Source organism: Paenibacillus sp. FSL R5-0475 (assembly GCF_038004585.1).
Taxonomy (GTDB): Bacteria; Bacillota; Bacilli; order Paenibacillales; family Paenibacillaceae; genus Paenibacillus_AQ.
In genome coordinates this window covers 3506738-3532277 of sequence record NZ_JBBORK010000001.1, presented here as the reverse complement: position 1 = coordinate 3532277, position 25540 = coordinate 3506738, and the positions used below count along the sequence as shown (strand labels likewise).

Annotated in this window: 27 protein-coding genes; 22 read left to right on the top strand and 5 right to left on the bottom strand. The window is 46.0% G+C overall.

The window, feature by feature from the left end:
• Positions 1-58: 58 nt before the first annotated feature.
• Positions 59-628 (bottom strand): thymidine kinase, encoded by a 570-nt coding sequence (locus MKX41_RS15895; protein ID WP_042129772.1) that lies wholly within the window; start codon positions 626-628, stop codon positions 59-61.
• Positions 629-786: 158 nt separating this feature from the next.
• Between MKX41_RS15895 and MKX41_RS15890 the strand changes: the two genes are divergently transcribed.
• The 3 genes from MKX41_RS15890 to MKX41_RS15880 are packed head-to-tail and all read left to right on the top strand — an operon-like array spanning position 787 to position 4587.
• Entirely contained in the window at positions 787-996 is a 210-nt protein-coding gene (locus MKX41_RS15890) for a hypothetical protein (protein ID WP_042129770.1), read from the top strand.
• A gap of 17 nt (positions 997-1013) precedes the next feature.
• The gene (locus MKX41_RS15885; RefSeq protein ID WP_340971737.1) at positions 1014-2747 is read left to right on the top strand and encodes an ABC transporter ATP-binding protein; all 1734 of its coding nucleotides are present in this window, start codon (positions 1014-1016) and stop codon (positions 2745-2747) included.
• Positions 2728-4587 carry an ABC transporter ATP-binding protein gene (locus MKX41_RS15880; RefSeq protein WP_042190395.1) on the top strand — a complete coding sequence of 620 codons (1860 nt, stop codon included), beginning with the start codon at positions 2728-2730 and terminating at the stop codon, positions 4585-4587. The genes MKX41_RS15885 and MKX41_RS15880 overlap by 20 nt, the downstream gene beginning before the upstream one ends.
• 172 nt (positions 4588-4759) lie before the next feature.
• Here MKX41_RS15880 and MKX41_RS15875 read toward each other — a convergent pair whose 3' ends face one another.
• Entirely contained in the window at positions 4760-5065 is a 306-nt protein-coding gene (locus MKX41_RS15875) for a DUF2627 domain-containing protein (protein ID WP_042190393.1), read from the bottom strand.
• A 167-nt stretch (positions 5066-5232) separates the two neighbouring features.
• Between MKX41_RS15875 and lpdA the strand changes: the two genes are divergently transcribed.
• The 5 genes from lpdA (at position 5233) to lipB (ending at position 11026) form a co-directional block, all read left to right on the top strand.
• Positions 5233-6654 carry a dihydrolipoyl dehydrogenase gene (gene lpdA / locus MKX41_RS15870; RefSeq protein ID WP_340971733.1) on the top strand — a complete coding sequence of 474 codons (1422 nt, stop codon included), beginning with the start codon at positions 5233-5235 and terminating at the stop codon, positions 6652-6654.
• Positions 6655-6784: 130 nt separating this feature from the next.
• Positions 6785-7816, top strand: a complete 1032-nt coding sequence (locus tag MKX41_RS15865; protein ID WP_042190387.1) for a thiamine pyrophosphate-dependent dehydrogenase E1 component subunit alpha — start codon at positions 6785-6787, stop codon at positions 7814-7816.
• 3 nt (positions 7817-7819) lie between these two features.
• A complete protein-coding gene (locus tag MKX41_RS15860; RefSeq protein WP_042190385.1) occupies positions 7820-8806 on the top strand; it encodes an alpha-ketoacid dehydrogenase subunit beta in 987 nt (328 codons plus the stop codon).
• Between the two features lie 90 nt (positions 8807-8896).
• Complete coding sequence (locus tag MKX41_RS15855; protein WP_340971724.1) at positions 8897-10258, top strand: dihydrolipoamide acetyltransferase family protein; 1362 nt, start codon at positions 8897-8899, stop codon at positions 10256-10258.
• 57 nt (positions 10259-10315) lie between these two features.
• Positions 10316-11026: a lipoyl(octanoyl) transferase LipB gene (gene lipB, locus MKX41_RS15850; protein WP_339242826.1), complete on the top strand. Its 711-nt coding sequence runs from the start codon at positions 10316-10318 to the stop codon at positions 11024-11026.
• An 82-nt stretch (positions 11027-11108) separates the two neighbouring features.
• Here the strand turns inward: lipB and prli42 are convergent, their stop codons facing one another.
• Positions 11109-11210, bottom strand: a complete 102-nt coding sequence (gene prli42 / locus MKX41_RS15845) for a stressosome-associated protein Prli42 (RefSeq protein ID WP_094872112.1) — start codon at positions 11208-11210, stop codon at positions 11109-11111.
• A gap of 94 nt (positions 11211-11304) precedes the next feature.
• On the opposite strand from prli42, the gene MKX41_RS15840 reads away from it, so the two are divergent.
• The gene (locus tag MKX41_RS15840) at positions 11305-12432 is read left to right on the top strand and encodes a tripeptidase T (RefSeq protein ID WP_340971721.1); all 1128 of its coding nucleotides are present in this window, start codon (positions 11305-11307) and stop codon (positions 12430-12432) included.
• A 219-nt stretch (positions 12433-12651) separates the two neighbouring features.
• Here the strand turns inward: MKX41_RS15840 and MKX41_RS15835 are convergent, their stop codons facing one another.
• Complete coding sequence (locus tag MKX41_RS15835; protein WP_179085764.1) at positions 12652-12825, bottom strand: hypothetical protein; 174 nt, start codon at positions 12823-12825, stop codon at positions 12652-12654.
• A 77-nt stretch (positions 12826-12902) separates the two neighbouring features.
• Here MKX41_RS15835 and MKX41_RS15830 point away from each other — a divergent pair, with 77 nt between their 5' ends.
• From MKX41_RS15830 to MKX41_RS15790, 9 genes are all read left to right on the top strand, one after another.
• Positions 12903-13475: an NUDIX hydrolase gene (locus MKX41_RS15830; RefSeq protein WP_076299537.1), complete on the top strand. Its 573-nt coding sequence runs from the start codon at positions 12903-12905 to the stop codon at positions 13473-13475.
• On the top strand, positions 13466-14665 hold the full coding sequence (locus tag MKX41_RS15825) for an endonuclease Q family protein (protein ID WP_340971715.1): 1200 nt from the start codon (positions 13466-13468) through the stop codon (positions 14663-14665). Before MKX41_RS15830 ends, MKX41_RS15825 begins: the two co-directional genes overlap by 10 nt.
• An 81-nt stretch (positions 14666-14746) precedes the next feature.
• Positions 14747-15397 (top strand): stage II sporulation protein M, encoded by a 651-nt coding sequence (gene spoIIM, locus MKX41_RS15820; protein ID WP_076284509.1) that lies wholly within the window; start codon positions 14747-14749, stop codon positions 15395-15397.
• Positions 15398-15486: 89 nt separating this feature from the next.
• Entirely contained in the window at positions 15487-15951 is a 465-nt protein-coding gene (gene fur / locus MKX41_RS15815) for a ferric iron uptake transcriptional regulator (RefSeq protein ID WP_042129744.1), read from the top strand.
• A 162-nt stretch (positions 15952-16113) separates the two neighbouring features.
• Positions 16114-16347, top strand: coding sequence for a DUF4227 family protein (locus tag MKX41_RS15810; RefSeq protein ID WP_188114651.1), 234 nt, complete (start codon positions 16114-16116; stop codon positions 16345-16347).
• A 158-nt stretch (positions 16348-16505) separates the two neighbouring features.
• A complete protein-coding gene (gene xerD, locus MKX41_RS15805; protein ID WP_340971710.1) occupies positions 16506-17399 on the top strand; it encodes a site-specific tyrosine recombinase XerD in 894 nt (297 codons plus the stop codon).
• Positions 17400-17626: 227 nt separating this feature from the next.
• Positions 17627-18805: a phosphopentomutase gene (gene deoB / locus MKX41_RS15800; protein WP_340971707.1), complete on the top strand. Its 1179-nt coding sequence runs from the start codon at positions 17627-17629 to the stop codon at positions 18803-18805.
• A gap of 45 nt (positions 18806-18850) precedes the next feature.
• Positions 18851-19675 carry a purine-nucleoside phosphorylase gene (locus MKX41_RS15795; RefSeq protein WP_076284512.1) on the top strand — a complete coding sequence of 275 codons (825 nt, stop codon included), beginning with the start codon at positions 18851-18853 and terminating at the stop codon, positions 19673-19675.
• 152 nt (positions 19676-19827) lie between these two features.
• Complete coding sequence (locus MKX41_RS15790; protein ID WP_340971701.1) at positions 19828-21159, top strand: pyrimidine-nucleoside phosphorylase; 1332 nt, start codon at positions 19828-19830, stop codon at positions 21157-21159.
• A 103-nt stretch (positions 21160-21262) separates the two neighbouring features.
• Here the strand turns inward: MKX41_RS15790 and MKX41_RS15785 are convergent, their stop codons facing one another.
• Positions 21263-22276 carry a serine hydrolase domain-containing protein gene (locus tag MKX41_RS15785; protein ID WP_340971698.1) on the bottom strand — a complete coding sequence of 338 codons (1014 nt, stop codon included), beginning with the start codon at positions 22274-22276 and terminating at the stop codon, positions 21263-21265.
• A gap of 376 nt (positions 22277-22652) precedes the next feature.
• On the opposite strand from MKX41_RS15785, the gene MKX41_RS15780 reads away from it, so the two are divergent.
• The 4 genes from MKX41_RS15780 (at position 22653) to sigF (ending at position 25537) form a co-directional block, all read left to right on the top strand.
• Positions 22653-23789 carry a D-alanyl-D-alanine carboxypeptidase family protein gene (locus tag MKX41_RS15780; RefSeq protein WP_340974936.1) on the top strand — a complete coding sequence of 379 codons (1137 nt, stop codon included), beginning with the start codon at positions 22653-22655 and terminating at the stop codon, positions 23787-23789.
• Positions 23790-23964: 175 nt separating this feature from the next.
• A complete protein-coding gene (gene spoIIAA, locus MKX41_RS15775; protein WP_042129729.1) occupies positions 23965-24318 on the top strand; it encodes an anti-sigma F factor antagonist in 354 nt (117 codons plus the stop codon).
• Positions 24315-24770: an anti-sigma F factor gene (spoIIAB, locus tag MKX41_RS15770; RefSeq protein ID WP_042129726.1), complete on the top strand. Its 456-nt coding sequence runs from the start codon at positions 24315-24317 to the stop codon at positions 24768-24770. The genes spoIIAA and spoIIAB overlap by 4 nt, the downstream gene beginning before the upstream one ends.
• 11 nt (positions 24771-24781) lie before the next feature.
• Positions 24782-25537 carry an RNA polymerase sporulation sigma factor SigF gene (gene sigF / locus MKX41_RS15765; RefSeq protein ID WP_042129724.1) on the top strand — a complete coding sequence of 252 codons (756 nt, stop codon included), beginning with the start codon at positions 24782-24784 and terminating at the stop codon, positions 25535-25537.
• Positions 25538-25540 lie beyond the last annotated feature (3 nt).

Here is a 25540-nt window from a genome sequence, read left to right as displayed (position 1 = left end):
CTCCCCCGCAATGTACCTGAGTAAGCATCGAAGCAAAGCCTCACTTTGTGGGTATATTTTATAGTGGAGGATTCTTGTGACATTTACGGCACACTGGATAGTAGGCTTCATTGCCGCCAATTTGGATTTGCTTGCCGCTGTATACAGGCTTACCATTTTCTACTCTTAGAGCCATTGTTGCTTTACGCTCGCAGAACCAGCAAATGGTCTTCATTTCCTCGATTTTATCAGCGTAAATCAGCATGTATTTGCTGCCTTCAAATAGCTGGTTCTGGAAATCATTTTTAAGTCCAAACGCCATAACGGGAATGCCTAGTTCATCTACAATCCGTACTAGCTGTAAAATGCAGTCCTTGCTTAGAAATTGACATTCATCAATTAGTACACAGTGGGGTTTGGGCTGGTTACTGCTGACGATATTATAAATATCGGTATTCTCGTCGACGGGTATGGCCTGTTTCCGCAGCCCAATACGGGAGGAGATAAAACCAACTTCGTCCCGATCGTCTATGGATGGAGTGAAAATGAGCACCGATTTCCCTTGCTCTTCATAATTATGCGCAACCTTGAGTATCTCAATGGATTTACCGCTGTTCATTGCTCCGTATTTGAAAAACAATTGTGCCACTTCCATCTATCCTTTCGTATAAGCCAATTATCTAATCTTAAAAATGCGACCTCATTAGAGTATCATATTCGTGTCAGCTGTATCCAGTGAAAAGATTGCGATAGAATTGAATGTGGTATGATAAAAGGAATCATGTGATTGGAAAGGAAGTAATATGTGTGACTGAAAAAATAGACGAGTACAAGGAACGGTTAGCTCTGATTCAGCAGAATGGAAATCTTTCTATCGAGGCTGAGGCTTTGCTGGAAGAGATGATGGCAGATTTGGTGGAATTGAATCGAAGCAATAAAGCGCTGCGGCGGGCAATAATGAAAACTGGGCAGGCCTCCACAATGTCGACTCGTTTAAGGGATGCACTGTACGAATAGAAAAAGAGGGTATGCGAATGGGTTTGATTTTCTCTTTTCTCAAAAAATATAAAGTCGCTGCAATAGCTGCCCTAGTGATGATGCTTATTGAACTAGCGGTGGAATTGTCACAGCCTTTACTCATTTCCAAAATTATTGACCAGGGCATTAAAGAACAGAATTCCTCTGTAGTATGGCTCTGGGGCGGTGTATTGATCGGCAGCGCGGTAGTTGCGTTTATAGCTGGGGTATTAAGTTCTTTTTTTGCTGCCCATGCGAGTCAGAGCTTTGCGTTTGATCTTAGGGACAAGTTATATGAAAAGGTACAATCGTTTACATATGAAGTATTCAATCGGTTTGCCACCTCGTCGCTGATCACGCGTCTGACCGGCGATGTATCGCAGCTGCAGGACACTATATTTATGAGCCTCCGCTTTATGACACGGGTGCCACTGGTTGTGGTGGGCAGTGTGATTATGGCATTGGTTCTTCATGTGAAGCTGGGGTTATTTCTCACTGTAGCTCTACCTTTGTTGCTTCTCTTCCTTTACTTCATCATGAGAAAAGCTTCTTTGTTATTTCGCAACGTACAAAATCGGCTAGACGGTGTGAATGGTGTAATTCAGGAGAATTTAACGGGAATTCGCTTAATCCGTGTGTTCGTGCGCATGGGACATGAAATTGGACGTTTCACGGTCTTTAGCGGGAATTTGATGAAATCCACGGTATCTGCGCTACGTTTGACGGAGACAACGATGCCATTTGTTATGCTTATTGTGAATGCAGCGATTATGTCGATCCTATGGTTTGGACGGATTGAGATTGCAAATGGGGATGCTACTTTAGGAGAAACTGTTGCAGTTATTAACTACTCATTACGAACCATAGGAGCGTTGTCAGCTATATCTGGACTTGTCGTTACAATTTCCCGAGCACGTGCCTCCTCACAGCGTATTACAGAAGTGATGTCAGCAGGCGCTGGAGTTAAGGAAGGCGGAACCGCAAAGGGCGAACCGATACAGGGTCACGTCCAATTTGAAGGCATCAGCTTCAAGTATCCTGAGAGTGATATTTCGGTGCTAGAGGATATTACTTTTGAAGTTGCTGCTGGTGAGCGGGTAGCGATTATGGGAGCCACCGGATCAGGAAAGTCTTCTCTTGTCGGTCTAATCCCACGTTTATATGAAGAGACAGACGGTATCATTCGCATTGATGGGCAAAAGAGCACCGATATCGATATTTCAAGATTGCGGCGATCGATCGGTTACGTTCCTCAAGAACTGCAGCTCTTCAGCGGATCGATTCGCGATAATATCGCTTGGGGCAATGAATATGCCACACAGGAACAAATCGAACACGCAGCGGCTGCCGCACAAATTCACGCAACAGTGATGGGTCTGCCCAAAGGTTATGACACAATGCTTGGTCAGCGAGGGGTAAATCTGTCTGGTGGGCAAAAGCAACGGTTGACCATTGCTCGGGCGCTTGTGAGGAAACCTGCTATTTTGATCCTCGATGACAGTACGAGTGCGCTTGATGCTGTGACAGAAGGACTTTTGCTGGAGGCACTGAAAGAGATTTCATGTACAACCTTCCTGATTACTCAGAAGATTAGTTCTACAGCATCTGCAGATTTGATTCTGCTGTTGGACGAAGGACGCTTAATCGGTAAGGGAACACATGACGAGCTTATGACAAGCTCTGCGCTGTACCGCAAGATTTATGAATCACAGGTAGAGGAGGCGAAGCAGCATGTTCAAAGCAATTCTTGAACCCTTTCGTCACCCAAAACCCGTCATTGAGCTTGGAGCAGGAAGAAGCCTTGGTTCAGCTGCTGGAGGGAAGCCAAAAGCAAAGGCGAAGGATTGGGGCGGCACGCTCATGCGGATTTGGAGCTACCTTGCCGAGCGTAAAGCTAAGCTTTTTCTCGTTCTGTTAATGGTAGTCTTCAGCTCGGCTTTAGCACTGCTCGGGCCTTATATGATTGGTAAAGCTGTGGATGATTATCTGGAAGGCACTGGCGGACGATCGTGGACGATTTTTCTGATCAGTCTAGCTAGTGTTTATATCTTCTATTCATTAACTTCTTGGCTGCAAAATATATGGATGATTGAAATTGCCCAGGAGACCGTATTTCGGATGCGCACGGAGTTGTTTTCCCATCTTCATCGGTTGCCCATCTCATTTTTTAATCGGAGACAGCAGGGCGAAATTATGAGTCGCCTCACCAACGATATTGAGAACGTCAGCTCTACGCTGAATAGCTCAGCTATTCAGATCTTTTCCAGTGTTTTGACATTGCTCGGAACGGTGGGGGTAATGCTCTGGCTCAGTCCTCTATTGACGCTGCTCACGTTCCTTGTTGTGCCGTTAATGTTATTAGGCATGCGCTGGATTACTCGGCGTACGGGTCCGCTTTTTAAGGAACGTCAGCGCAATGTGGGTGAGTTAAACGGTTATATAGAAGAGACGTTATCCGGTCAACGGATTATCAAGGCTTTTTCACAAGAGGAACGGGTCATCGCTGGTTTTCATGAACGCAATGAGCGAATTATGCTCTCTGGATACTGGGCACAGTCGATTTCTGGCTTCATTCCTAAGCTGATGAATGGACTTAATAATTTGAGCTTCGCTATTGTGGCTGGAGTCGGTGGTTTGTTAGCGATTCGCGGAGCGATTACGGTCGGTGTGATTATTGTGTTTGTAGAATATACGCGTCAATTTACTCGCCCGCTTAATGACTTAGCGAATCAGTGGAATACACTACTGTCAGCGGTTGCAGGAGCGGAAAGAGTGTTTGAAGTGCTGGACGAAGAGACGGAAGCTAAAGATGAAGGTGCAGCCACTTCGCTGGTTAAAGTTGAAGGTGCAGTGAAGTTCGAAAAGGTATCTTTTTCATATGACGGAAGTTCTAACACACTGCATGATATTAGCTTTGAAGCGAAGCCTGGCGAGATGATTGCCTTAGTAGGACCTACCGGTGCCGGCAAAACAACACTTATCGGGCTGTTATCTCGTTTCTATGATCCTAATCAGGGGAAGATTACGCTGGATGGCTTAGATGTCACTTCGATTCGGCGTGAAAGCCTGAGGAGCCATATGGCGTTTGTATTGCAGGACTCCTTTTTATTCAAGGGCAGCATCCGCGATAATATTCGTTACGGTAGACTGGATGCTTCCGATGAAGAGGTCGAGGCGGCGGCCAAGCTGGCTAACGCTCATTCTTTTATTATCCGAATGCCGGAAGGTTATGATCGAATGCTCTCTGCAGATGGTAGCGGCATAAGCCAAGGACAGAAGCAATTGCTATCCATTGCAAGAGCCATTCTTGCCAATCCTTCGATGCTTGTTCTTGATGAAGCTACTAGCAGTATCGATACGGTGACCGAGATCAAGATTCAGGAAGGACTTCAGGCGCTAATGAAGGGACGGACTAGCTTCGTTATTGCCCATAGACTGGGCACCATCCGTGCAGCTGATCGAATTCTTGTTCTTCAAGGGGGCAGATTGCTGCAGCAGGGCTCCCATGAGGAGTTGTTGAAGCAAGGTGGCTTGTACAGCGAGTTGGTGCAAGGCGGTCGTAGAGAAGTACTTGATAAGGCTAGGCTTTAAGCTGTGCATAAAAAGGCGGGAGTTTTCAAGGAAGCGCAGGTCGCGTCCATGAAAACTCTCGCCTTTATGTAATGTGTGGATATTCATTATACATTGAAGTGAGTTGTCGGATGGTTTAATTGCAGAATGTGCAATAGATTTCGGTTGTACAATGAGGGGATAATTATGCTGCTTATGAGATCGTTTCTTGCGCAGCAGCTTGTTTCGCTTTTTGTTTCTCCTTGAACCGAGGGCCAACATAATTACGTTTGCGGTCTCTTGCCAGAATCCAGCCGCCAAGGAAAGTCATACCTGCTGCAAAGAGCAGAAACCCACCGCCGAAATGCAGCCAAGCGAAATCTGGAACAACGGAGTCATCGCCATGCATAGAGATATAATCAAAAATATCGTCCTTCATCATTAAGAAGCCCTTCATTGCGATTAAACCAGGAAACACAAGAATAAGGATGGCAATGAAGCGTGAAATTAATAGTTTCATAAGTGTCTCCTACCCCTCTTAGCCCATTAGATTCAACCATATGATAACGCTTTAGTAAGAAAAAGTCCATTTGGATATGACGTTTATAAGTTTTGTAATACGCTAAAAAGAGAGTACAATATACAATGTAAAATGAACTTACGTGTAATGACTGGAGGATACATATCATGACAATTTCATGTGACGTGGCCATACTTGGCGGAGGAACCGGGGGATATGTGGCAGCCATTCGCGCTGCACAGCTTGGAAAGTCCGTCGTCGTCATCGAAATGGACAAACTGGGAGGAACCTGCCTGCACCGTGGCTGCATTCCTAGCAAATCGCTGCTCAGAAGCGCAGAGGTATATGCTGAAATCAATGAGAGCGAGAGCTATGGCATTGAGACAAGCGGTGTACAGCTTGTATTCCCAAAAGTACAAAAGCGCAAGGAAGCGGTAGTTGAACAACTTCATCAGGGCGTACAATATTTGATGCGCAAAAATAAAATACAAGTTATTAAAGGCAAGGGGCGCGTGACGGGTCCCTCTATTTTTTCCCCGCGTAGTGGTGCTGTTGCTGTGGAACTAGAAGACGGTGAAATGGAAACAGTGGTCTCTAACCATCTTATTATTGCTACAGGATCTCGTCCGCGTGTATTACCTGGTCTGGAACCAGACGGGAAAGTTATTCTTAGCAGTGACGAAGCGCTGACCCTCGACGAGTTACCCTCTTCCATCATTATTGTTGGAGGCGGAGTAATAGGGGTGGAATGGGCCTCTATGCTGGTTGATTTCGGAGTGCAGGTAACGGTAGTTGAAGCTGCTGGTCAGTTACTGCCACAAGAGGATGAAGAGGTAGCTAAAGAGCTGCAACGCTTATTGAAAAAACGTGGGGTTAAAATACTGACTGAAACTACAGTGGATGCTGCAACCTGCAAGGTAACGGACGATGGAATTGCGATTGATGCCCGCAAGGGTGAGCAAACTCAAAGTCTATCTGCAGAAAAGCTGCTTGTATCCGTAGGTAGAGTAGCGAATGTAGAAAATATTGGTCTGGAAAATACAGATATTCGCTTTGATAAAGGAATTATTGCTGTAAATGCTAGTATGCAGACGGCTGAGCCACATATTTATGCGATTGGTGACTGTATCGGTGGACTACAACTAGCTCATGCAGCCAGTCATGAAGGCATTATGGCGGTCAACCATCTCGCTGGTGAGAAACTTCACCCTTATCATACACATCTTGTACCGCGTTGTGTCTACACACGTCCTGAAGTTGCGAGTGTGGGTCACACTGAGAAGGAAGCTAAAGCATTGGGACATGATGTCGTAACTGGTAAATTCCCCTTCTCGGCCATTGGCAAGGCGATTGTGTACGGTCAGAAGGACGGGTTTGTTAAAGTTGTGGCGGACCGAAGCAGTGGAGATATTCTCGGTGTGCAGATGATAGGTCCGCATGTTACCGATCTAATCGGGGAAGCTGCATTGGCTCAACTGCTGGATGCAACACCTTGGGAGGTTGGCGAGGCTATTCATGCTCACCCTACACTTTCGGAGATCATTGGAGAAACAATGTTAGCTGTAGATGGAAGATCTATCGGGATTTAGCTTTTCTTTTTGGGTAGAAAGGGATTATAATAAACTCAAGCCAAGTCTTAGTACCAGGTTTTAAGATCAGGATACAATTGGTCTTAAATCCTGTAAGACTCAGGCTTTATGAATAAGGAGGTATCTCTTTATGGAATCCCAAGATACTGTAGAAACGATTAACAGACATAAGCAGCTTGGACTAAGTGACGGCCAGGTCATCGATATGTACAGATATATGCTGCTCGCACGTAAATACGACGAGCGCAGTCTGCTGCTTCAGCGCGCTGGCAAGATTAACTTTCATGTCTCCGGCATTGGCCAGGAGGCGGGTCAGGTAGCAGCAGCATTTGCGCTGGACCGGCAGAATGATTATTTTTTACCTTATTACCGTGATTATGCTTTCGTACTCTCCGTGGGTATGACTACTCGTGAATTGATGCTGTCTGTGTTCGCAAAGGCAGAAGATCCAAACAGTGGTGGGCGGCAAATGCCAGGTCACTTTGGTAGTAAGCGTCTGCGTATTGTGACAGGCTCAAGTCCTGTAACCACGCAGGTCCCTCATGCGGTTGGTTTTGCTTTGGCAGCCAAAATGCAAAAGAAAAAATTCGTCTCATTTGTAACCTTCGGGGAAGGCTCTAGCAACCAAGGCGATTTTCATGAAGCTTGTAACTTTGCCGGAGTGAATAAGCTGCCGGTTATTATCATGTGTCAGAATAATCAGTACGCGATCTCTATTCCTGCTCACAAACAGCTTGGCGGTAAGGTCAGCGATCGTGCTCTGGGTTATGGGTTTCCAGGTGTGCGTGTAGACGGCAATGATCCACTGGAAGTATATCGTGTCGTTAAGGAAGCTCGGGAAAGAGCACTTGCGGGTGAAGGTCCTACGTTAATCGAAGCCATGATGTACCGTTTATCTCCACACTCCACCTCGGACAATGATTTGGCTTATCGGACCAAAGAAGAGGTTGATGAGAATTGGAAGAAGGACGGCGTAGCAGGATTCCGTAATTACCTGATCGGTCTGGGACTTTGGAGTGACGAGCAAGAACAAGATCTTATTGCTGAATGCAATCTTGAGCTTAAAGCAGCTATCGAATATGCTGACAACGCTCCGTTCCCGAAACCGGAAGATACACTGCTGCATGTTTACAGTGATTCCGACCTGAAAGGAGGAGCATAAATCATGGCTATAATGGAATATATCGATGCCATTCGGCTCGCGATGAAGGAAGAAATGGAACGCGATGAATCCGTGTTTGTGCTTGGTGAGGACGTGGGGCTCAAAGGTGGCGTATTTACAACAACAAAAGGCCTGCAAGAACAGTTCGGAGAAGAACGTGTACTAGATACACCGTTAGCGGAATCAGCTATAGCTGGTGTGGCGATTGGTGCAGCTATGTATGGTATGAAGCCGATTGCTGAAATGCAGTACTCTGACTTCATGCTTCCAGCAACGAATCAAATCATTAGCGAAGCGGCCAAAATCCGCTATCGTTCAAATAACGATTGGAATTGCCCGGTTGTCATACGTGCGCCTATCGGCGGCGGTGTATTCGGCGGTCTGTACCATTCTCAGTGTCCGGAATCGATTTTCTTCGGTACACCAGGATTGAAGATTGTCGCACCTTACTCTGCTTACGATGCAAAAGGACTTTTGAAGGCAGCCGTTCGTGATCCTGATCCGGTTTTATTCTTCGAGAACAAAAAGTGCTATAAGCTGATCAAGGAAGAAGTGCCAGAAGGTGATTACACCGTTCCAATTGGCGAAGCTAATCTGCTGCGTAAGGGAACAGATATTACGGTTATTGGTTATAGTTTGCCATTGCATTTTGCGATGCAAGCAGCAGAAGAATTGGAGCGCGAAGAAGGCATTACAGCGCATATTCTGGATCTGCGGACCTTGCAGCCTCTTGATCGTGAGGCGATCATAGCTGCTGCTCGTGAGACAGGGAAGGTTCTTATTGTGCACGAGGACAATAAAACGGGCGGTATTGGTGGCGAAGTGGCGGCGATTATCGCTGAGCATTGTCTATTTGAACTAGACGCGCCGATCTTCCGTCTTTGTGGTCCCGATGTTCCAGCGATGCCAATCAGCCCTCCAATGGAGAAGTTCTTCATGCTTAGCAAAGAAAAAGTGAAGGCGGAAATGCTTCGACTGGCGCAATATTAAAATAGTTGAGTGGACGCGAAGCTTCGTAAAACTTAAAGATTATGCTTACGAAGTGAGTTTTACTTCGTAAAACATTTGAGGAGTGAAAAGATGTCTGACAACCAAAAGTTGACTGACGTGATCATGCCGCAGCTGGCGGAATCGCTAGTATCGGCGACGATCGGCAAATGGCTGAAGAAACCGGGCGATCCGGTAGAGCAATACGAACCAATATGTGAGCTTATTACAGATAAGGTAAATGCTGAATTGCCTTCAACGATAGATGGAGTTATGGGTGAACTATTAGCGGAAGAAGGTCAGGTTGTCAATGTCGGCGAAGTCATTTGTCGTATTGCCGTGCCTGTGACTGCATCTGCTGCTGTAAACGTGACTAACACTAATACAGTTGCAGCTAATAATGTTGCAGAACAAAATGCGACTTCAACTGCTAACGAAACGATGCGTGCACGCTACTCTCCTGCGGTACAGACTTTGGCGGCTGAGCATAACATCGACCTGACTTTAGTTATGGGTACTGGTATGGGTGGCCGAATTACCCGTAAGGATGTGCTGGCCTTCATCGAAAGTGGCGGGGCTACATCTCCAGCTTCGATTTCTGCTAGTCAACCAACCCCAGTGGTGTCACAACCGCCTGCTCCACAGTTCGTTCAAGCCCAAGAGAAGAAGGCGGAAGAGCCTCTTCGCCATTCGGGTCTACATTTGAGCGAATCTCCTCGTATTCCAACAATTGAAATCGAGGGTGGACGAGGCAGCAGTTCGGAATACCTGATTGATGTAACACCAATCCGGAATACAATCGCTACAAGAATGCGCCAAAGTGTCTCGGAGATTCCGCATGCTTGGACAATGATTGAGGTAGATGTGACTAATCTGGTCGCACTGCGCAATAAACATAAGGATGAGTTCAAGCGTAAGGAAGGTATCAATCTAACCTATCTGGCTTTCATGATGAAGGCTGTTGTGAGTGCGATTAAGGATTATCCGATTATGAACTCTGTCTGGGCTGTAGACAAAATTATTGTCAAACGTGATATCAATATCTCGTTAGCGGTAGGTACTGAAGATTCGGTTATCACTCCTGTAATTAAGAAGGCTGATCAGAAAAACGTTGCCGGGCTGGCACGTGAGATTGATGAATTGGCACAAAAAACCCGCGAAGGCAAACTGAGTCTGGAAGATTTGCAGGGAGGGACTTTCACTGTAAATAATACCGGCTCATTTGGCTCCATTCTTTCTTATCCAATCATTAACTATCCACAGGCAGCGATTTTAACGTTTGAATCGATTGTAAAAAGACCTGTGGTCATTAACGATATGATAGGTGTAAGATCAATGGCTAATATTTGTCTGTCGCTGGATCATCGGATTCTGGACGGAGTGATTTGCGGTCGTTTCTTGCAACGCGTCAAGGATAACATTGAAGGATATACCCCAGATACGAAACTTTACTAAAAAATAATAACGAGCCAAACTGTGCAGGCATGAGACTGAAAAAGGGGACCTGACGGTATGAATAATTCGGATATTCGTAAGCTGCAGATTTCATATGACCCTATTATGGAGTATGGGGAGGCTTGGGATCTGCAAAAGGAAAGTGTGCACGCCATTGATGCTGGTGAGCAGCCTGAACGATTGATTCTTTTGCAGCATCCGCCTACCTATACTATTGGTTCACAGAATCATCCCGAACATCTTCTTCTAGATGAAGAGCAGCTCAAAGAAAAAGGAATTGCGCTGTTTGAAATCGACCGGGGAGGAGATATTACATATCACGGACCGGGTCAGCTTGTAGGTTATCCGATCCTTATGCTCGGTGAAGAAGGTAAGGTAGATTTACGCGGGTACTTGCGCAGTCTGGAAGCAGTGATTATTGATTATTTGGCATCCTACGGAATTGTAGGGGAACGGAAGCCGGAGTATACAGGGGTATGGGTTGGCGACGAGAAGATCTGTGCCATTGGTGTCAAGTTTAACAAAAGCAAATTCCGAAGAGGGTTTGTTACTAGCCATGGTTTTGCTTTTAACATTTCCGAAGGAATATCTGGATACGGCTTTCAAGGAATTATTCCATGTGGTATCACTGAATTTGGAGTAACTTCCTTAGAAGAGTGTGCAGGTCGTCGTTTTGAACTTCAAGATGTGGCCAAAGAATTGGTCCCGTACTTTCTAAGACACTTTCCTTACGAAGAGCAGGATGAGTTCTTTGACACTATGGCTTAAGGTTAATTAACGAACTAACAGGCAAGCCAAATAGCGGCAAGGGAATCCTTAGCCGCTATTATCAATGTTCCTTGTGTAGATATTAACCTGCAAGGAAAGGCTCGATAACCATAAAGAGCGTAGAGGCAATCATGGCGAACAACATGACGTAGATGAAGATTTTGAACCACTTATTACGTTGCATGAGTAACTCCTTTAGATTTAGTTTAAGTTAATAGCATAAAGATGGTCTTTCTGTACAACCATTGTAACGTATTCACGAAAGAGAGGGAAGTCCAGTGATTTCACAAGACAGATTGATTCAAGAATTTATGGAGCTTGTCCAAGTTGATAGTGAAACAAGAAATGAACGGCAGATTGCCGATGTGCTCAAGAGCAAATTTAACGCTCTTGGCTTAGAAGTTACCGAAGATGATTCCCAGGAAAGAACTGGACATGGAGCGGGTAATCTGTTCATTACCTGGCCGGCTGAGAACGGTGGAACTGCACCAAAGCTTCTGTTCACTTGCCACATGGATACAGTTGTTCCTGGACAAAATATCAAGCCTACGCTCGGCGCAGATGGATGGATTACAAGTGACGGGACTACGATCCTTGGAGCAGATGACAAAGCTGGACTAGCTGCACTATTCGAAGCAATCAGAGTGATTCAAGAGCAAAAATTACCACATGGTCAGATTCAGTTCGTAATTACTGCGGGTGAAGAATCTGGATTGCTAGGTGCACGTTCGATGGATCCGAGTAATTTGGATGCAGACTTCGGTTTCGCACTCGATTCCAATGGTGAAGTCGGTGCGATTGCAGTTGCAGCACCTACACAAGCAAAGATTACGATGCAAATCTTCGGAAAATCAGCTCATGCAGGTGTTAATCCAGAAGACGGCATCAGTGCGATTCAAGTAGCCAGCAAAGCGATTGCTGCCATGAAGCTTGGTCGGATCGACAACGAAACGACTGCGAATATCGGTAAATTCGCTGGCGGCGGACCTACGAATGTGGTGTGCGATCACGTTCAATTGGACGCAGAAGCACGTAGTATCGTGCAGGAAAAAGTTGGCGATCAAATCGCTTCGATGCGTGAGGCACTGGAGACCACTGTCCGCGAATACGGTGCAGAATGCGAATTCCGCAGTGAAATTATTTATCCAGCGTTCAGCTTTAATGAAAATGATCCAGTGGTACAGCTTGCACAGCGGGCTATCACTTCTATGGGTCTTACGCCGCGTCTGTTCCACTCTGGTGGAGGAAGTGACGCTAACGTATTCAATGGCTTAGATGTTCCGACCATTAATCTCGCAGTAGGATACGAGCATATCCATACCACTAAGGAACGGATTAAAGCCGAAGATATCGTTAAAGTGGCTGAGCTTGTAGTGAATATTGTTAAAGAAAGTGTGAAGGGCTAACCTTCTTATAAAATAACAGAGCAGCGATCCTACCGTAACGGTGGATTGCTGCTCTGTATTTTTTTATGGGGAGTTTAATGCAGCCAGATTTAGGGGGATCCAAAAAAGTTATTTGAGGCTAAAGGACCCAGATGACGCTATAAGCAAATTTATCGCCTTTTGGGACACCTCTATATTCGGATGCACATGTATGATTAAATCTTAAAGGAGAGAGTGAATTTAACCTGCTTTGGTTGGAATGATCTTGGATTGATCCTTTAGGGAGAGAATGTATGAGAGAGGCATATCGGGCCCATACCGCTCTATCCACCTAGCTAAAATGGCCTTGATTTCCTCCGGTTTACCTACCATTGTAACTGCGGATGAGCTTGTACGGCTGAAGATTTCGTTCATCTGAAATTCCTTCTTTCCCTTTAAGTTTGCTATAATACACCGTATGCACAATAGAGAAAAAGGAGACCAGAAACTTTATGGGAGAACAACATTTGCACAGCAAACCCGAGCTTGATGAAGTGACATTGTCTACACAGCCTGTTTTTGATGGGAAGATTATATCTTTACAGGTGGACACAGTGAGACTGCCTGATGGAAATACTGCGACACGTGAAGTTGTGAAGCATCCCGGCGCCGTAGCGGTGCTTGCTTTAAACAACAACAAAATGCTTGTTGTAGAGCAATACCGTCAGCCCATGCAACGCACTGAAGTAGAAATTCCGGCTGGGAAGCTGGATAAAGGTGAAGATCCATTAGTTGCGGCTGGTCGTGAACTTCAAGAAGAGACTGGATTTCACAGTGGAGATCTGAAATTGCTTAAATCCTTCTATACTTCTCCCGGCTTCGCCGATGAGATTATTCATTTGTATGTGACTACTAATGCAAAGCCAGGGGATATGTCCCTGGACGAGGACGAATTTCTAGAAGTTTCGGAGCTTACCCTGGAGGAAGCGTATCAATATATGGCTGACGGGCGCATCGCGGACGCGAAGACGATGATGGCAGTGTATGCTTGGCATCTATACACGCTGACAGGCCAATGGAATTAACAACTGAATTGAAAAGTTTCTATTGCGATCTGCATGTTCATATTGGACGAACGTCGGAAGGACAAGCGGTCAAAATCAGCGGTAGCCGCGAGCTTACCTTTGCGGGCATTGCCAAAGAGGCTGCAGAGCGCAAGGGACTAGAAATGATCGGTATTATTGATAGTCATTCACCAGGCGTTCTACGTGATATTCAGCGTTCCTTGGAATCTGGAGAGATGACGTTAGCTGAAGGTGGAGGGATTGCTTACCGAGGGAATACGATCATTCTGGGAACAGAGATTGAAATCCGCGAGCCTGGGCGAAAAGAGTGCCATGTGCTCGCCTACATGCCGGACGTGGAGCGCATGACCGATTTTAGTGCGTGGATGAGCCGCTATATGCGGAATGTGAATCTAAGTTCCCAGCGCCTGTATGCTCCGGCTAGGGAGCTTCAGGATGAGATTTATGGGCGGGGAGGCATTCTTATCCCTGCACATATATTCACGCCTCACAAGGGCTTGTACGGCTGTGCAGCGGAGCGTATGGCAGACATCTTTGATCTGGATCGCATAGCAGCAGTTGAGCTAGGGCTGAGTGCAGATTCGGAAATGGCGGGTTATCTTTCTGAGCTGGATGACTTCACATTCCTAACGAACTCTGATGCGCATTCACTGGGCAAACTAGGTCGCGAGTATAATGTAATGGCGTTGGCACGACCTTCTTTTGCTGAACTACGACTCGCACTAGAACGTAAGGAAGGGCGGAATGTAACTGCCAATTTCGGACTTAACCCCCGGCTGGGTAAATACCACCGAACCTACTGCGGAGGTTGTGGCAGTATTATTGACGAAGCTTATGTCACATCGGAACGCTGCCAGTATTGTGGCAGTCTTAAATTGGTGAGAGGTGTATTCGACCGGATCCTAGATATCGCAGACCGCAAGACGCCTCTAGTACCCGCAAACCGTCCGCCTTATCACTATCAGGTTCCACTTGAATTTATTCCAGGCCTCGGGAAGGCTAAGATGAACGCGTTACTGCAAGCTTTTGGCACGGAGATGAACATTTTACATGGTTGTGGTGAAGCGGAAATTGCTAGCGTAGTAGGAGTGGATTTGGCGGCTATGATCGTTCGGGCCCGCTCAGGCATATTGGAATTATCAGCAGGCGGTGGGGGAACATACGGTAAAGTCGTACAACCTGGAAAGTAGAGTTATTGTCCTAAGGACAAGTCATATCGCGGGATGTTTTCTCATATGGTGTAACATGTAACCGGAAAGGGGAACGTCTCGATGCGTAATTTAAGGCTGATGATGAAGGAACAGACGCCTCTGTATATTTTTGTCGGCGTATTATTTCTGGTAGGTGTTGTATTTGGAGCTCTTATCGTTAGTGCGCTTACGATGGATCAGCAACAGGAGCTGGGGGATTATCTAGGAAATTTCTTTGTAACGGTTGATCAGCAGGGTCTACCCGCAGCACCTGATTCGTACTGGAGTATAGCGGCCTTAAATCTGAAATGGATTGGGCTGATCTGGATCCTTGGATTATCAGTCATCGGGCTGCCGGGAATCTTGATTCTTGATTTTCTTAAAGGGGTATTGATCGGCTTTACGGTCGGTTGTCTAGTAAGTCAATATTCATGGCATGGAATGCTGTTCGCATTAGTCTCCGTGGCTCCGCACAATCTGGTACTGATTCCTGTGTTGTTAGTAAGTAGTGCAGCGGCGATCGCCTTTTCCTTACAGATGATTCGTAGCCGAGTGCTAGGACAACGTCGGACGCCAGTGACTCGACCTTTTACTATGTACACCATATTGTCACTTGTAATGGCACTGTTGATTCTGGGAATTTCTAGTTTTGAGACCTATGTTACGCCGATCATGATGCGCTGGGTTACGCCTTCACTTGTACAAGCAGTGACTACCTTGGGCTTGCAGTAAAAGCGTTTGACTTCTCAAAGCGACACCCCCTATAATGGAAGAAGTGGTTTGAAGACCGGTGAGGTTATTTTCCAAGGGGGAGGGAGACAATGGAAGCTCGGATAGACAAAATTAAGCAACAGTTACAATCCCAAGGATACAAGCTTACACCCCAACGGGAAGCGACCTTAAGAGTGCTGCTGGAGAATGAGGAAGATCATCTTAGCGCAGAAGATGTTTTTATGCTCGTGAAAGAGAAAGCTCCCGAGATCGGTCTTGCGACTGTATATCGTACCCTGGAACTTCTTAGCGAGCTTCACGTCGTAGAAAAGATTAACTTCGGTGACGGTGTCGCCCGTTATGATCTGCGAACAGATACTGCGAAGCACCATCATCATCATTTAATTTGTGTGCAATGCGGTAGTATGGATGAGATTCGCGAGGATTGGTTAGGTCCGCTAGAAGAGCGACTGGAGAAAGAATTTAATTTCACAGTGCTTGATCATAGACTTGATTTTCATGGGATATGCTATCGGTGTAGCGATAAGAATAATTCAAACGGAAATCCGTCCTAAGTCATCTTATAATGAAATTCACTTCATAAGCTCTCCCCGGTTTTTTTGCCGGAGAGAGCTTTTTAAATGATTGGTCTATTGGAGATATACATATCAGTCCGTTTTGGTGCATAAGGTGAAGGACGAGCAGATCTTAACTGTATGTTAGAGGGAGGCGTCCATATGATCGTTTCTGTGCCCAAAACAGTTCGAAAGCTGTATTTTATGATCATGTTTGTGGCTCTAAGCTATTTGCTCTACAGTGCTATGAGCTGGCTTGGTGAATGGATCAGTCCGATAGAGAATTATGGAATTCCTGAAGGCTCCGCTGTTCGGGCTTTTGATCATGCCGATCGTGGTGATGATGGTCTGGATACAAGACAGCGTTTGCGCTTCTATTACTGGTATGGAGAATGAAAGCTTCGCAGGAAGCAGGAACAAGCGAGAAGAATGTCGAAGAAAACAAGGTGGATTCATGCAGCGTATACTAAATGTACACATCTGCAGAACCCTCATGCTGAATGTGCTGCAGGAAGTCACTATGAGTAGCTGCGCCAGGACAGGAGCGTGAAATAATGAAGTCACACTTGCAGCCGTTTTTACATTATTTGTCCGGAGATAAAGGCTTGTCCCCGAATACACTGGAATCTTACGGTAGGGATGTATCGCAGTTTCTGGAGTTCGCTGAAGAGCGGGGGGCTAGTCAGCCTGATGAGATCCGAAGATCGCATGTGATATTATATCTTGGCTCATTACGCGGAGCTGGTCGAGCAACAGCAACGTTGAACAGGAGCGCAGTGTCCCTCCGTGCTTTTTTTCATTATTTACTGAAGGAACGTTTGATTGAGCAGGATCCAACACTGGACATGGAGACCATGAAGCCTGATAAGAAACCTCCTATGGTGCTTACCATTTCGGAAATAGAGCAGTTATTGGCTGCGCCGGATGTAAGTACGCCACAAGGGATGCGCGATAAGGCTATGCTGGAATTACTCTATGCAACAGGCATTAAGGTCTCTGAATTAATCTCACTTAACGTGGATGATGTGCACACGGATATGAAATTTGCGCGTTGTACAGGAACTTCTGGCAAGGAGCGGGTAGTTCCCATTGGAACCCTTGCAGCTGAGAGTGTAGCGGCTTACACTTCACTTATGCGGGACAAGCTGCTTCGTGATCACCAGGAGGAAACAGCCATGTTCCTGAATAGTCTAGGGGGAAGATTAACCCGGCAAGGCTTTTGGAAAATCATAAAAAAATATGCACGGGAAGCAAACATTGAGCAGGATATTACCCCGCATACACTTAGGCATTCCTTCGCAGCCCATTTACTGGAAGGCGGAGCAGATTTGCGTTCCGTACAACAAATGCTGGGTCATGCCGATATTTCGACGACTCAGATTTATAACGGTATAGCCCGTAAGAATATGAAGGAAGTATATGAGAGCCACCATCCTAGAGCTCGATAATTCTGCTTTAAAGATGCTTTTTGTGAGTAAGATGGTTATGATGGAATCATACTGAAAGGATAGACTGGGGAATGATCCGCAGGTTATCTTTTAGCAGAAACGGATACCTGATAAGCGGTACAATGTATCGCTGACTTCGGAAGCGTATGTCTTCTGGAAGACGGTACAGCCGTTTCTTCTTGTTGGTACGAAAGAATATCTATATTAAAAAAGGAGTGAAGACAACTATGTCCTCATTTAAACGAATTGGTTTTATTGTTCTAGATAGTGTTGGTATCGGTGAAGCGCCAGATGCTGCGAATTTCGGTGATGCTGGGTCGCACACGCTTGGTCATATATTGGATCGTGTTCCTGGTTTGAAGCTTCCTAATCTCCAGAAGCTCGGGTTAGCTAATATTGCTTCGCTGCCACCGCTAGAGCCTGTAGCTTCACCAACAGGGTACTACGGCAAAATGCAGGAAGTATCTGTAGGCAAGGATACGATGACCGGACACTGGGAGCTAATGGGGCTGAAGATTGAGGTTCCTTTCAATACGTATCCTGACGGTTTTCCAGCAGAATTGATTGAGAAGTTCGAAGCGGCAACTGGTCGTAAGGTAATCGGGAATAAACCGGCTTCCGGTACGGAGATTCTTGTTGAATACGGCGAAGAACAAATGAAAACCGGTGCTTGGATTGTCTATACCTCTGCGGACAGCGTATTCCAGCTTGCTGCACATGAAGATATCATTCCACTCGAAGAGCTGTACAGCGCTTGTAAAATAGCCCGTGAGCTGACGATGGCTCCAGAATTCTCGGTTGGTCGCGTGATTGCTCGTCCATATGTTGGCGAACCAGGGAAATTCGTTCGGACGCCAAACCGGCATGACTATGCTGTGAAGCCGCCAGAACCAACGGTAATGAACGCGCTGACTGATATCGGTAAGGATGTTATCGCGGTTGGTAAGATTAACGATATCTTTACAGGAGAAGGAGTTACGGCTTCTTATCCAACGAAGAGCAATGAGCATGGAATCGAAGTTACTATTGAGCAGCTTCGTCAACCGTTTGAAGGTTTCCTGTTTACGAATCTGGTGGATTTTGATTCTTTGTATGGACATCGTCGTGACCCAGAAGGATACGGTCGTGCACTGGAAGTGTTCGATCAGGCCCTGCCTGAAATTCTATCTACGCTCGGTGAAGATGATCTATTGATTATTTCTGCAGACCATGGTAACGATCCGATCCATAGTGGAACTGACCATACCCGTGAATATGTACCGCTCTTAATTTATAGCCCGCGGTTTAAACATCCAGAAAGTTTGGGCATTCGTGAAACCTTCTCTGATGTAGCTGCAACCATTGCTGATAACTTTGGTGCGAAGGCGCCGCAGTATGGGACAAGCTTTTTAGCGAAACTGCAATAAAAGGGTTGTGGGTTGCTCCACAACATCAATGAAGGAGGATCATCCATGAGCGCATTAACTCAAAAAGAAATTCAAGAAGCAGCCATTTATATAAAAGACAAATGTCCGGTGGCTCCGGAAATTGGATTGATCCTTGGTTCAGGCCTCGGTGTGCTTGCAGACCTTATTACTGATGGAGTAAGCATTCCATATGATGAGATTCCTCACTTTCCTGTGTCTACTGTAGAAGGACATGAGGGCGAGCTATTAATTGGTATGATCGAAGGCCGCCGAGTCGTGATGATGAAGGGCCGCTTTCATATGTATGAGGGTTATGGACCGGAGGTAACGGCATTCCCTGTACGGGTTATGAAAGAGCTTGGTATAGCGAGTTTACTAGTAACGAATGCAGCTGGTGGAGTGAACACAGATTTCACGCCGGGTGATCTTATGCTTCTTACGGATCATCTTAATATGACTGGGCGGAATCCTTTAATAGGACCTAATGATCCTGCACTTGGTGTGCGCTTCCCAGATATGTCGACCGCCTACAGTCGCCGCCTGATCCAGGTAGCCAAGGAAACGGCAGCTCAGCAGAATTTCGAGTTCAAAGAAGGCGTATATGCAGGTCTATTGGGACCTTGCTACGAAACGCCTGCTGAAATCGTAATGCTTCGTACGCTAGGTGCCGATGCTGTGGGCATGTCTACTGTATCGGAGACCATTGTTGCTCGTCATGCAGGTATTGAGGTTTTGGGCATCTCCTGTATTACTAACATGGCCGCGGGAATCCTGGATCAACCTCTCAATCATGAAGAGGTGATGGAAACTGCAGAACGTGTGCGTGAACGTTTCTTGAAACTGGTCTTAGGCTTTATTCCGAAAATGTAATTTCGGGCACTGCATTTTGAATTACTGGGAGGTCATAATTATGACACAAGTGATTAAATTTAAGCCATTGACGCATGAACAGGTAGTTAATTTAACTAAACCAAAATATATCGGATTTGCTCGCGCAAATGTCCGTGAAATGCAGGTGTAAAATGAGAGCTGTCGACATTATTCAGAAAAAAAGAGACGGTGGAGAGCTGAGCCGTGAGGAAATATCCTTTCTAATTCAAGGCTATAGTAAAGGTGAAGTTCCTGATTATCAACTTTCCGCTTGGGCCATGGCGGTTTATTTTCAAGGCATGAACGCACGGGAGACCGGTGATCTAACGATGGAAATGGCGATGTCCGGTGATCAAGTGGATCTGAGCCCAATCGCAGGCATTAAGGTTGATAAGCACTCCACAGGTGGAGTGGGAGATAAAACCACCGTGGTGCTTGCACCGTTGGTAGCCTCTGCTGGAGTACCGGTAGCGAAGATGTCCGGCCGCGGACTTGGGCATACAGGAGGTACACTTGATAAGCTGGAGTCGATCACTGGCTTTTCTATAGAGATGGATCGCGAGCGTTTCTTTGATCAAGTAGGGGAGATCGGAGCTGCCGTGATCGGCCAGTCGGGCAACATTACACCCGCTGACAAAAAGCTGTATGCCCTTCGGGATGTAACAGCAACTGTTGAATCCATCCCTCTTATTGCAAGCTCAGTGATGAGCAAGAAGATTGCAGCGGGTGCAGACGCCATTGTACTGGATGTCAAAACCGGCAGCGGTGCTTTTATGAAGACGCTTGACGATTCTATTGCGCTTGCCCAGGCTATGGTGGATATCGGCACCCATTTGGGTCGTAATACCGTTGCGATCATCAGTGATATGGATCAGCCACTGGGTTACGGGATCGGAAATGCGCTGGAAATTAAGGAAGGAATCGAGACCTTGAAGGGTCACGGTCCTAAAGATTTGCAGGAAGTCTGCCTTATTCTGGGCAGCCAGATGCTTGTTCTTGGCGGTAAAGCCAAGGATGAAGCGGAGGCTCGTTCGATTCTGATGACACATATTGAAGATGGCACAGCGCTGGAGAAATTCAAACAGATCGTGAGTGCGCAAGGCGGAGATGTTTCGCAAATCGATGATCCGGAGAAACTCCCTGCTGCTAAACGATTCATTGAAGTGAAAGCGAAGACTAAGGGTTTCATTGAGGGGATTCAAGCAGAAGAAATCGGTATTGCTGCTATGCTGCTTGGTGCAGGACGTGAAACCAAGGAATCTGTAATAGATTTGGCTGTAGGTATTCAACTCTCTAAAAAAGTTGGAGATGCTGTAGAGATTGGGGATACACTTGCAGTATTGCATATCAATGATGCCAGTGATAAGAAAGTGGAGGAAGCTGAGGGCAAGGTGTTAGAAGCTTACCGTATTACTTCTGAATCGGTTCCACCATTGCCATTGGTGTTCGCGCTTGTTACGAAGGATGGAGTAACACGGTACTAGCCAAGGAAATGTAATTATTGTCATGACAAAGACCTGAAATAGACAGTAAAACAGCGAGCCTCGTTAATAGGAGGCTCGCTGTTTTACGTTTTTGACGGAGCAGCTACAAATGCTTATCGATAAGATTGAAAATCTGAGAAGCCCCGCTGCTTGTATTACATAATACGACCACAGTCTCTCCACTAGCCGGATAGATAGCCGATCGGAAGGAAACACCGGGATCGTAGCCCATAATGTGAAACTTGAACACTTTTTCTTCTCGGAGGGTGATCCATACACCATAACCATAATAGCCTTCACCATCCACATGTATGTGGGGAGTAAGCAACAATGAAGTGAGTACTGGACTCAAAAGGGTATGGTTCATTAGCCCATTCCAGAATAACTGCATGTCAGGAGCGGTTACGAAAGCTCCACCGTCAGCGCCTCCTTTTACCGGGATTGAATAGATGTTGCTTCTCCAGCTACCGTTCTCTTCTTCTATGTATCCTAGTGCACAGTTGGCTGGTAAGGCATCTAACGTAAAGTAACCGGATTGCTCCATTCCGCAAGGCTTAAAGATGTGAAGCTCCACATAATCGGAAAAGGACATTCCACTCAATTCCTCCACCAGAAGACCTAGCACGATATATCCGGCATTGTTGTAGTGGAAACGTTCACCAGGGGTCCACATCATGGGGAGGTTTCTAAACATCGGTATAAAATCTTCCAGTTGCCGTAAAGTGTACATAGGTTGTGTCTTCCACAGTTCTTCGAAGTCATCCATGATTGTTTCATCAAAATAATCTGGAATCCCAGAGCTATGCGTAAGTAACTGATGTATGGTGATTTCAGAACTAAAGAGAGGGAACTCTACCTTCTTCAGATAGTCTGATAATCTGCTTTCGAAAGAAATCAATCCCCTTTCGACGAGTTGACAGACGGCAATTGCTGTGAATATTTTACACCCGGAAGCGATCCCGAACCGAGTATGAATATTGTTTTCGCGCTTATCCGACTTATTGGCATAACCGTGACAGCTGCTGGCGATTTCTTTATCATATTGTTTTGCTAGTACTACGCCTGAGAAATCGTTCTGTTTTGCTTCTGTCTCAATATAAGTTTCTAGTGGGTTCATTCGTATATTCACTCCTCTGTAAGACAGTATAGGTTCTTAGTTAGCATTCGTTGAAAGTCTACGATTTACCTTTAAAAGTCCTAAAATGAGAGCTAAAAAAATGGAAATACTTTAAATTTGAAATATTTTTTAATCTCCCCTATAATAAAAATGCTCTGCAACTGCTGCTGGGCTTTTTTTAATTGATGACATCCTTACTTCTTGAGATAAATAATTGTGGTTATTTCCTTAAAAATGGAATAATTTTCACCCTTTCTGACGAAACTGGAACACAGTACCTGTGATATGAAGGTTAACGTTCAGGAGGGGAACCATTGTGAGAAAAATGCGTTTTGCTGTGCTTGTGCTCTGTATCGCTGTATCGGTTCTAGGACCTATGTCAGGCGCTTATGCAGAAGAAAAAAACAAGGACTCTGGCAGTAATGCTGCCGCTGTAGACCTCGCACCGGGAGCGCGTTCTGCTATTTTGATGGACGCTGGTACCGGAACCGTTATTTATGAGAAGAACAGCCATGATAAGCTGCCTCCCGCAAGTATTACGAAGATTATGACAATGTTACTAACGGTGGAAGCGCTGGATGAAGGAAGGCTGCAGCTGACTGATAAGGTGCGAACAAGTGAATATGCGGCTTCTATGGGCGGATCGCAGATTTTTCTGGAGCCTGGTGAAGAAATGTCGGTAGACGATATGCTTAAAGGTATCGCTATGGCTTCTGGTAATGATGCTTCTGTGGCGATGGCGGAGAAAATAGCTGGTTCAGAGAGTGCTTTTGTCGATCTGATGAATAAACGTGCAGAGGAATTGGGTCTAAAAGATACCCATTTTGCCAACTGCAACGGTCTTCCAGCCGCCAATCACTATTCCTCAGCTTACGATATTGCGGTCATCAGTCGTGAGCTTTTGAAGCATGATCAAATTATCAAATATACCGGTTCCTATCAGGATTATTTACGTAAGGATTCAACCAAACCGTTCTGGTTGGTGAACACGAACAAGCTAGTGCGTTTCTACACTGGTGCTGATGGTTTGAAGACTGGTTATACTGCTGAGGCAAAATTCTGTCTGTCCGCTACAGCAGCAAGAGATGGCCTACGTGCTGTCGCTGTTGTGCTAGGCGAGCCGAACACAAAGACACGCAATAGTGAAGTGTCAGGCATGTTCGATTACCTGTTTTCGCAATATAAAGTACACACGATCCACAAAGAAGGGGATGCCATCGGCACCCTAAAGATTGAAAAGGGCGTAAAATCTGAGTTGCCGATAACAGCCAAAGAGACGTACAGTGTTCTTTTGAAAAAAGGTGTGACTCAAGAAGGCATTCGCCACGAACTAGTATTGCCGGAAAGCGTGAAGGCTCCAGTAGCTGAAGGTCAATCTGTGGGCAAGCTAGTGGTCTACCAAGGAACCCAAGTGATTAAGGAGTATGAATTAAAAGCAGGGGAAGCTGTGCCGAAAGCAGGCTGGTGGAAGCTCTTTAAGCGCACAACAGGCTCGATGTTCGGCGTAGATTAAAAACAGTTTTTTTGTAGATTACCCCCATGTACTCTGTAGATTCATAGGGGTTTTCTTCTAGTTTTGTCGTGAGGCAGGATTCCTGATTTGCCGCGTAGAAAACCTTGTCCTTGAAGGGAATAGGTACTGTCTTTCAAGGTCAGTTTTCAAAGCAACGAAGAGGAGAGTGGCAAGCATGAATTCTCATGTGGAGATGGAGCATCACAGGGGTGTGTTGATTGTCCGTTTATCAGGGGAGTTGGATCATCACGCAGCCGATTTTGTAAGAATGGATATGGATGAAGCGATTATGCGTGGTCAGGTATCGCATTTGGTTCTTAGTCTTAAGCATCTGCAGTTTATGGACAGTTCAGGCCTAGGCGTGATTCTGGGAAGGTATAAACTGATCCACAGTAAAGGTGGAAAAATGGTTGTGTGTGACGCAACGGCACCTGTGAAGCGGCTGCTGGAAATGTCAGGCCTGTTCAAAATCATGCCCCTATATGACGACGAGAGTACTGCACTCTCGGATTTGGAGGTTGCGTTATGACAAATAGTAAGGCTGGTAACTTCATGAACGTGCAGTTCGCTGCACGCTCGGAGAACGAATCGTTCGCACGTGTAGTCGTAGCGGCGTTCGTTTCCCGGCTTGATCCTACGATGGACGAGCTGAATGATCTGAAGACAGTCGTGTCGGAAGCGGTCACCAACTGTATTATTCATGGGTATGATAGTGATCCGGAAGGTATTGTGACCATTTCGGCATCGCTGGACAACGAAACGGTACATCTAACCATTGAGGATCAAGGACGGGGCATTGAGGATTTGGAGCTGGCGCAACAGCCGCTGTATACCTCTAAGCCAGAGCTGGAGCGGTCGGGCATGGGCTTTACTATTATGGAGAATTTTATGGATGAATTTGAAGTCACTAGTGAACCGGGACACGGTACTTCTATCTCAATGAAGAAAACCATCGTCTCGAAAAAAGCTTTATACAATTAGGGGTTGGAGCCATGGATGCAGAGTCAAAAAAAGCTCCGCCGACCTATTTGGACGATGCGGAGGTCAAACGTCTTATCGCGCTCAGTCAGGCCGGAGATAGTCTTGCCCGCGACACGCTTGTAAGCTGTAATATCCGACTGGTCTGGTCGGTAGTACAGCGGTTTATGAACCGCGGGTATGAGCCTGACGATTTGTTCCAGATCGGTTGCATTGGACTCCTGAAGTCCGTTGATAAATTTGACCTCAGCTATGAGGTCAAGTTCTCCACTTATGCGGTGCCGATGATTATCGGTGAGATTCAGCGTTTCCTTCGTGACGATGGCACCTTGAAGGTCAGTCGTTCCCTTAAGGAAATGGCTAATAAAGTTCGTAAGATGAAGGACGAAATGTCTAAAACGCTTGATCGTCTGCCTACGATTGGTGAAGTTGCGGAAGCGCTAGGGGTTACACCCGAAGAAGTGGTATTCGCTCAAGAAGCCAATAAACCACCGACCTCTATCCATGAGACGGTGTTTGAGAATGATGGAGATCCGATCACGCTGATTGATCAAATCGCTGACGAATCACAGGAGCGTTGGTTCGATAAGCTGGCATTAAATGAAGCTATCGGAGGCCTCAGTGAACGTGAACGTCTGATTGTCTATCTTCGCTACTATCGTGATCAAACGCAGTCGGAGGTCGCCAGTCGTCTAGGGATCTCTCAAGTGCAGGTATCCCGGCTGGAGAAGAAAATATTGCAGAATATCCGTGAGCAGATTGCTCAGTAGGAT

Excerpts from the sequence above, each read along its gene's own strand:
- MKX41_RS15885 (WP_340971737.1), top strand. The coding sequence starts at position 1,014 with ATGGGTTTGATTTTCTCTTTTCTCAAAAAATATAAAGTCGCTGCAATA.
- MKX41_RS15880 (WP_042190395.1), top strand. The coding sequence starts at position 2,728 with ATGTTCAAAGCAATTCTTGAACCCTTTCGTCACCCAAAACCCGTCATT.
- MKX41_RS15875 (WP_042190393.1), bottom strand. The coding sequence starts at position 5,065 with ATGAAACTATTAATTTCACGCTTCATTGCCATCCTTATTCTTGTGTTT.
- lpdA (WP_340971733.1), top strand. The coding sequence starts at position 5,233 with ATGACAATTTCATGTGACGTGGCCATACTTGGCGGAGGAACCGGGGGA.
- MKX41_RS15865 (WP_042190387.1), top strand. The coding sequence starts at position 6,785 with ATGGAATCCCAAGATACTGTAGAAACGATTAACAGACATAAGCAGCTT.
- MKX41_RS15860 (WP_042190385.1), top strand. The coding sequence starts at position 7,820 with ATGGCTATAATGGAATATATCGATGCCATTCGGCTCGCGATGAAGGAA.
- MKX41_RS15855 (WP_340971724.1), top strand. The coding sequence starts at position 8,897 with ATGTCTGACAACCAAAAGTTGACTGACGTGATCATGCCGCAGCTGGCG.
- lipB (WP_339242826.1), top strand. The coding sequence starts at position 10,316 with ATGAATAATTCGGATATTCGTAAGCTGCAGATTTCATATGACCCTATT.
- prli42 (WP_094872112.1), bottom strand. The coding sequence starts at position 11,210 with ATGCAACGTAATAAGTGGTTCAAAATCTTCATCTACGTCATGTTGTTC.
- MKX41_RS15835 (WP_179085764.1), bottom strand. The coding sequence starts at position 12,825 with ATGAACGAAATCTTCAGCCGTACAAGCTCATCCGCAGTTACAATGGTA.
- MKX41_RS15830 (WP_076299537.1), top strand. The coding sequence starts at position 12,903 with ATGGGAGAACAACATTTGCACAGCAAACCCGAGCTTGATGAAGTGACA.
- MKX41_RS15825 (WP_340971715.1), top strand. The coding sequence starts at position 13,466 with ATGGAATTAACAACTGAATTGAAAAGTTTCTATTGCGATCTGCATGTT.
- spoIIM (WP_076284509.1), top strand. The coding sequence starts at position 14,747 with ATGCGTAATTTAAGGCTGATGATGAAGGAACAGACGCCTCTGTATATT.
- fur (WP_042129744.1), top strand. The coding sequence starts at position 15,487 with ATGGAAGCTCGGATAGACAAAATTAAGCAACAGTTACAATCCCAAGGA.
- MKX41_RS15810 (WP_188114651.1), top strand. The coding sequence starts at position 16,114 with ATGATCGTTTCTGTGCCCAAAACAGTTCGAAAGCTGTATTTTATGATC.
- xerD (WP_340971710.1), top strand. The coding sequence starts at position 16,506 with ATGAAGTCACACTTGCAGCCGTTTTTACATTATTTGTCCGGAGATAAA.
- deoB (WP_340971707.1), top strand. The coding sequence starts at position 17,627 with ATGTCCTCATTTAAACGAATTGGTTTTATTGTTCTAGATAGTGTTGGT.
- MKX41_RS15795 (WP_076284512.1), top strand. The coding sequence starts at position 18,851 with ATGAGCGCATTAACTCAAAAAGAAATTCAAGAAGCAGCCATTTATATA.
- MKX41_RS15790 (WP_340971701.1), top strand. The coding sequence starts at position 19,828 with ATGAGAGCTGTCGACATTATTCAGAAAAAAAGAGACGGTGGAGAGCTG.
- MKX41_RS15785 (WP_340971698.1), bottom strand. The coding sequence starts at position 22,276 with ATGAACCCACTAGAAACTTATATTGAGACAGAAGCAAAACAGAACGAT.
- MKX41_RS15780 (WP_340974936.1), top strand. The coding sequence starts at position 22,653 with ATGTCAGGCGCTTATGCAGAAGAAAAAAACAAGGACTCTGGCAGTAAT.
- spoIIAA (WP_042129729.1), top strand. The coding sequence starts at position 23,965 with ATGAATTCTCATGTGGAGATGGAGCATCACAGGGGTGTGTTGATTGTC.
- spoIIAB (WP_042129726.1), top strand. The coding sequence starts at position 24,315 with ATGACAAATAGTAAGGCTGGTAACTTCATGAACGTGCAGTTCGCTGCA.
- sigF (WP_042129724.1), top strand. The coding sequence starts at position 24,782 with ATGGATGCAGAGTCAAAAAAAGCTCCGCCGACCTATTTGGACGATGCG.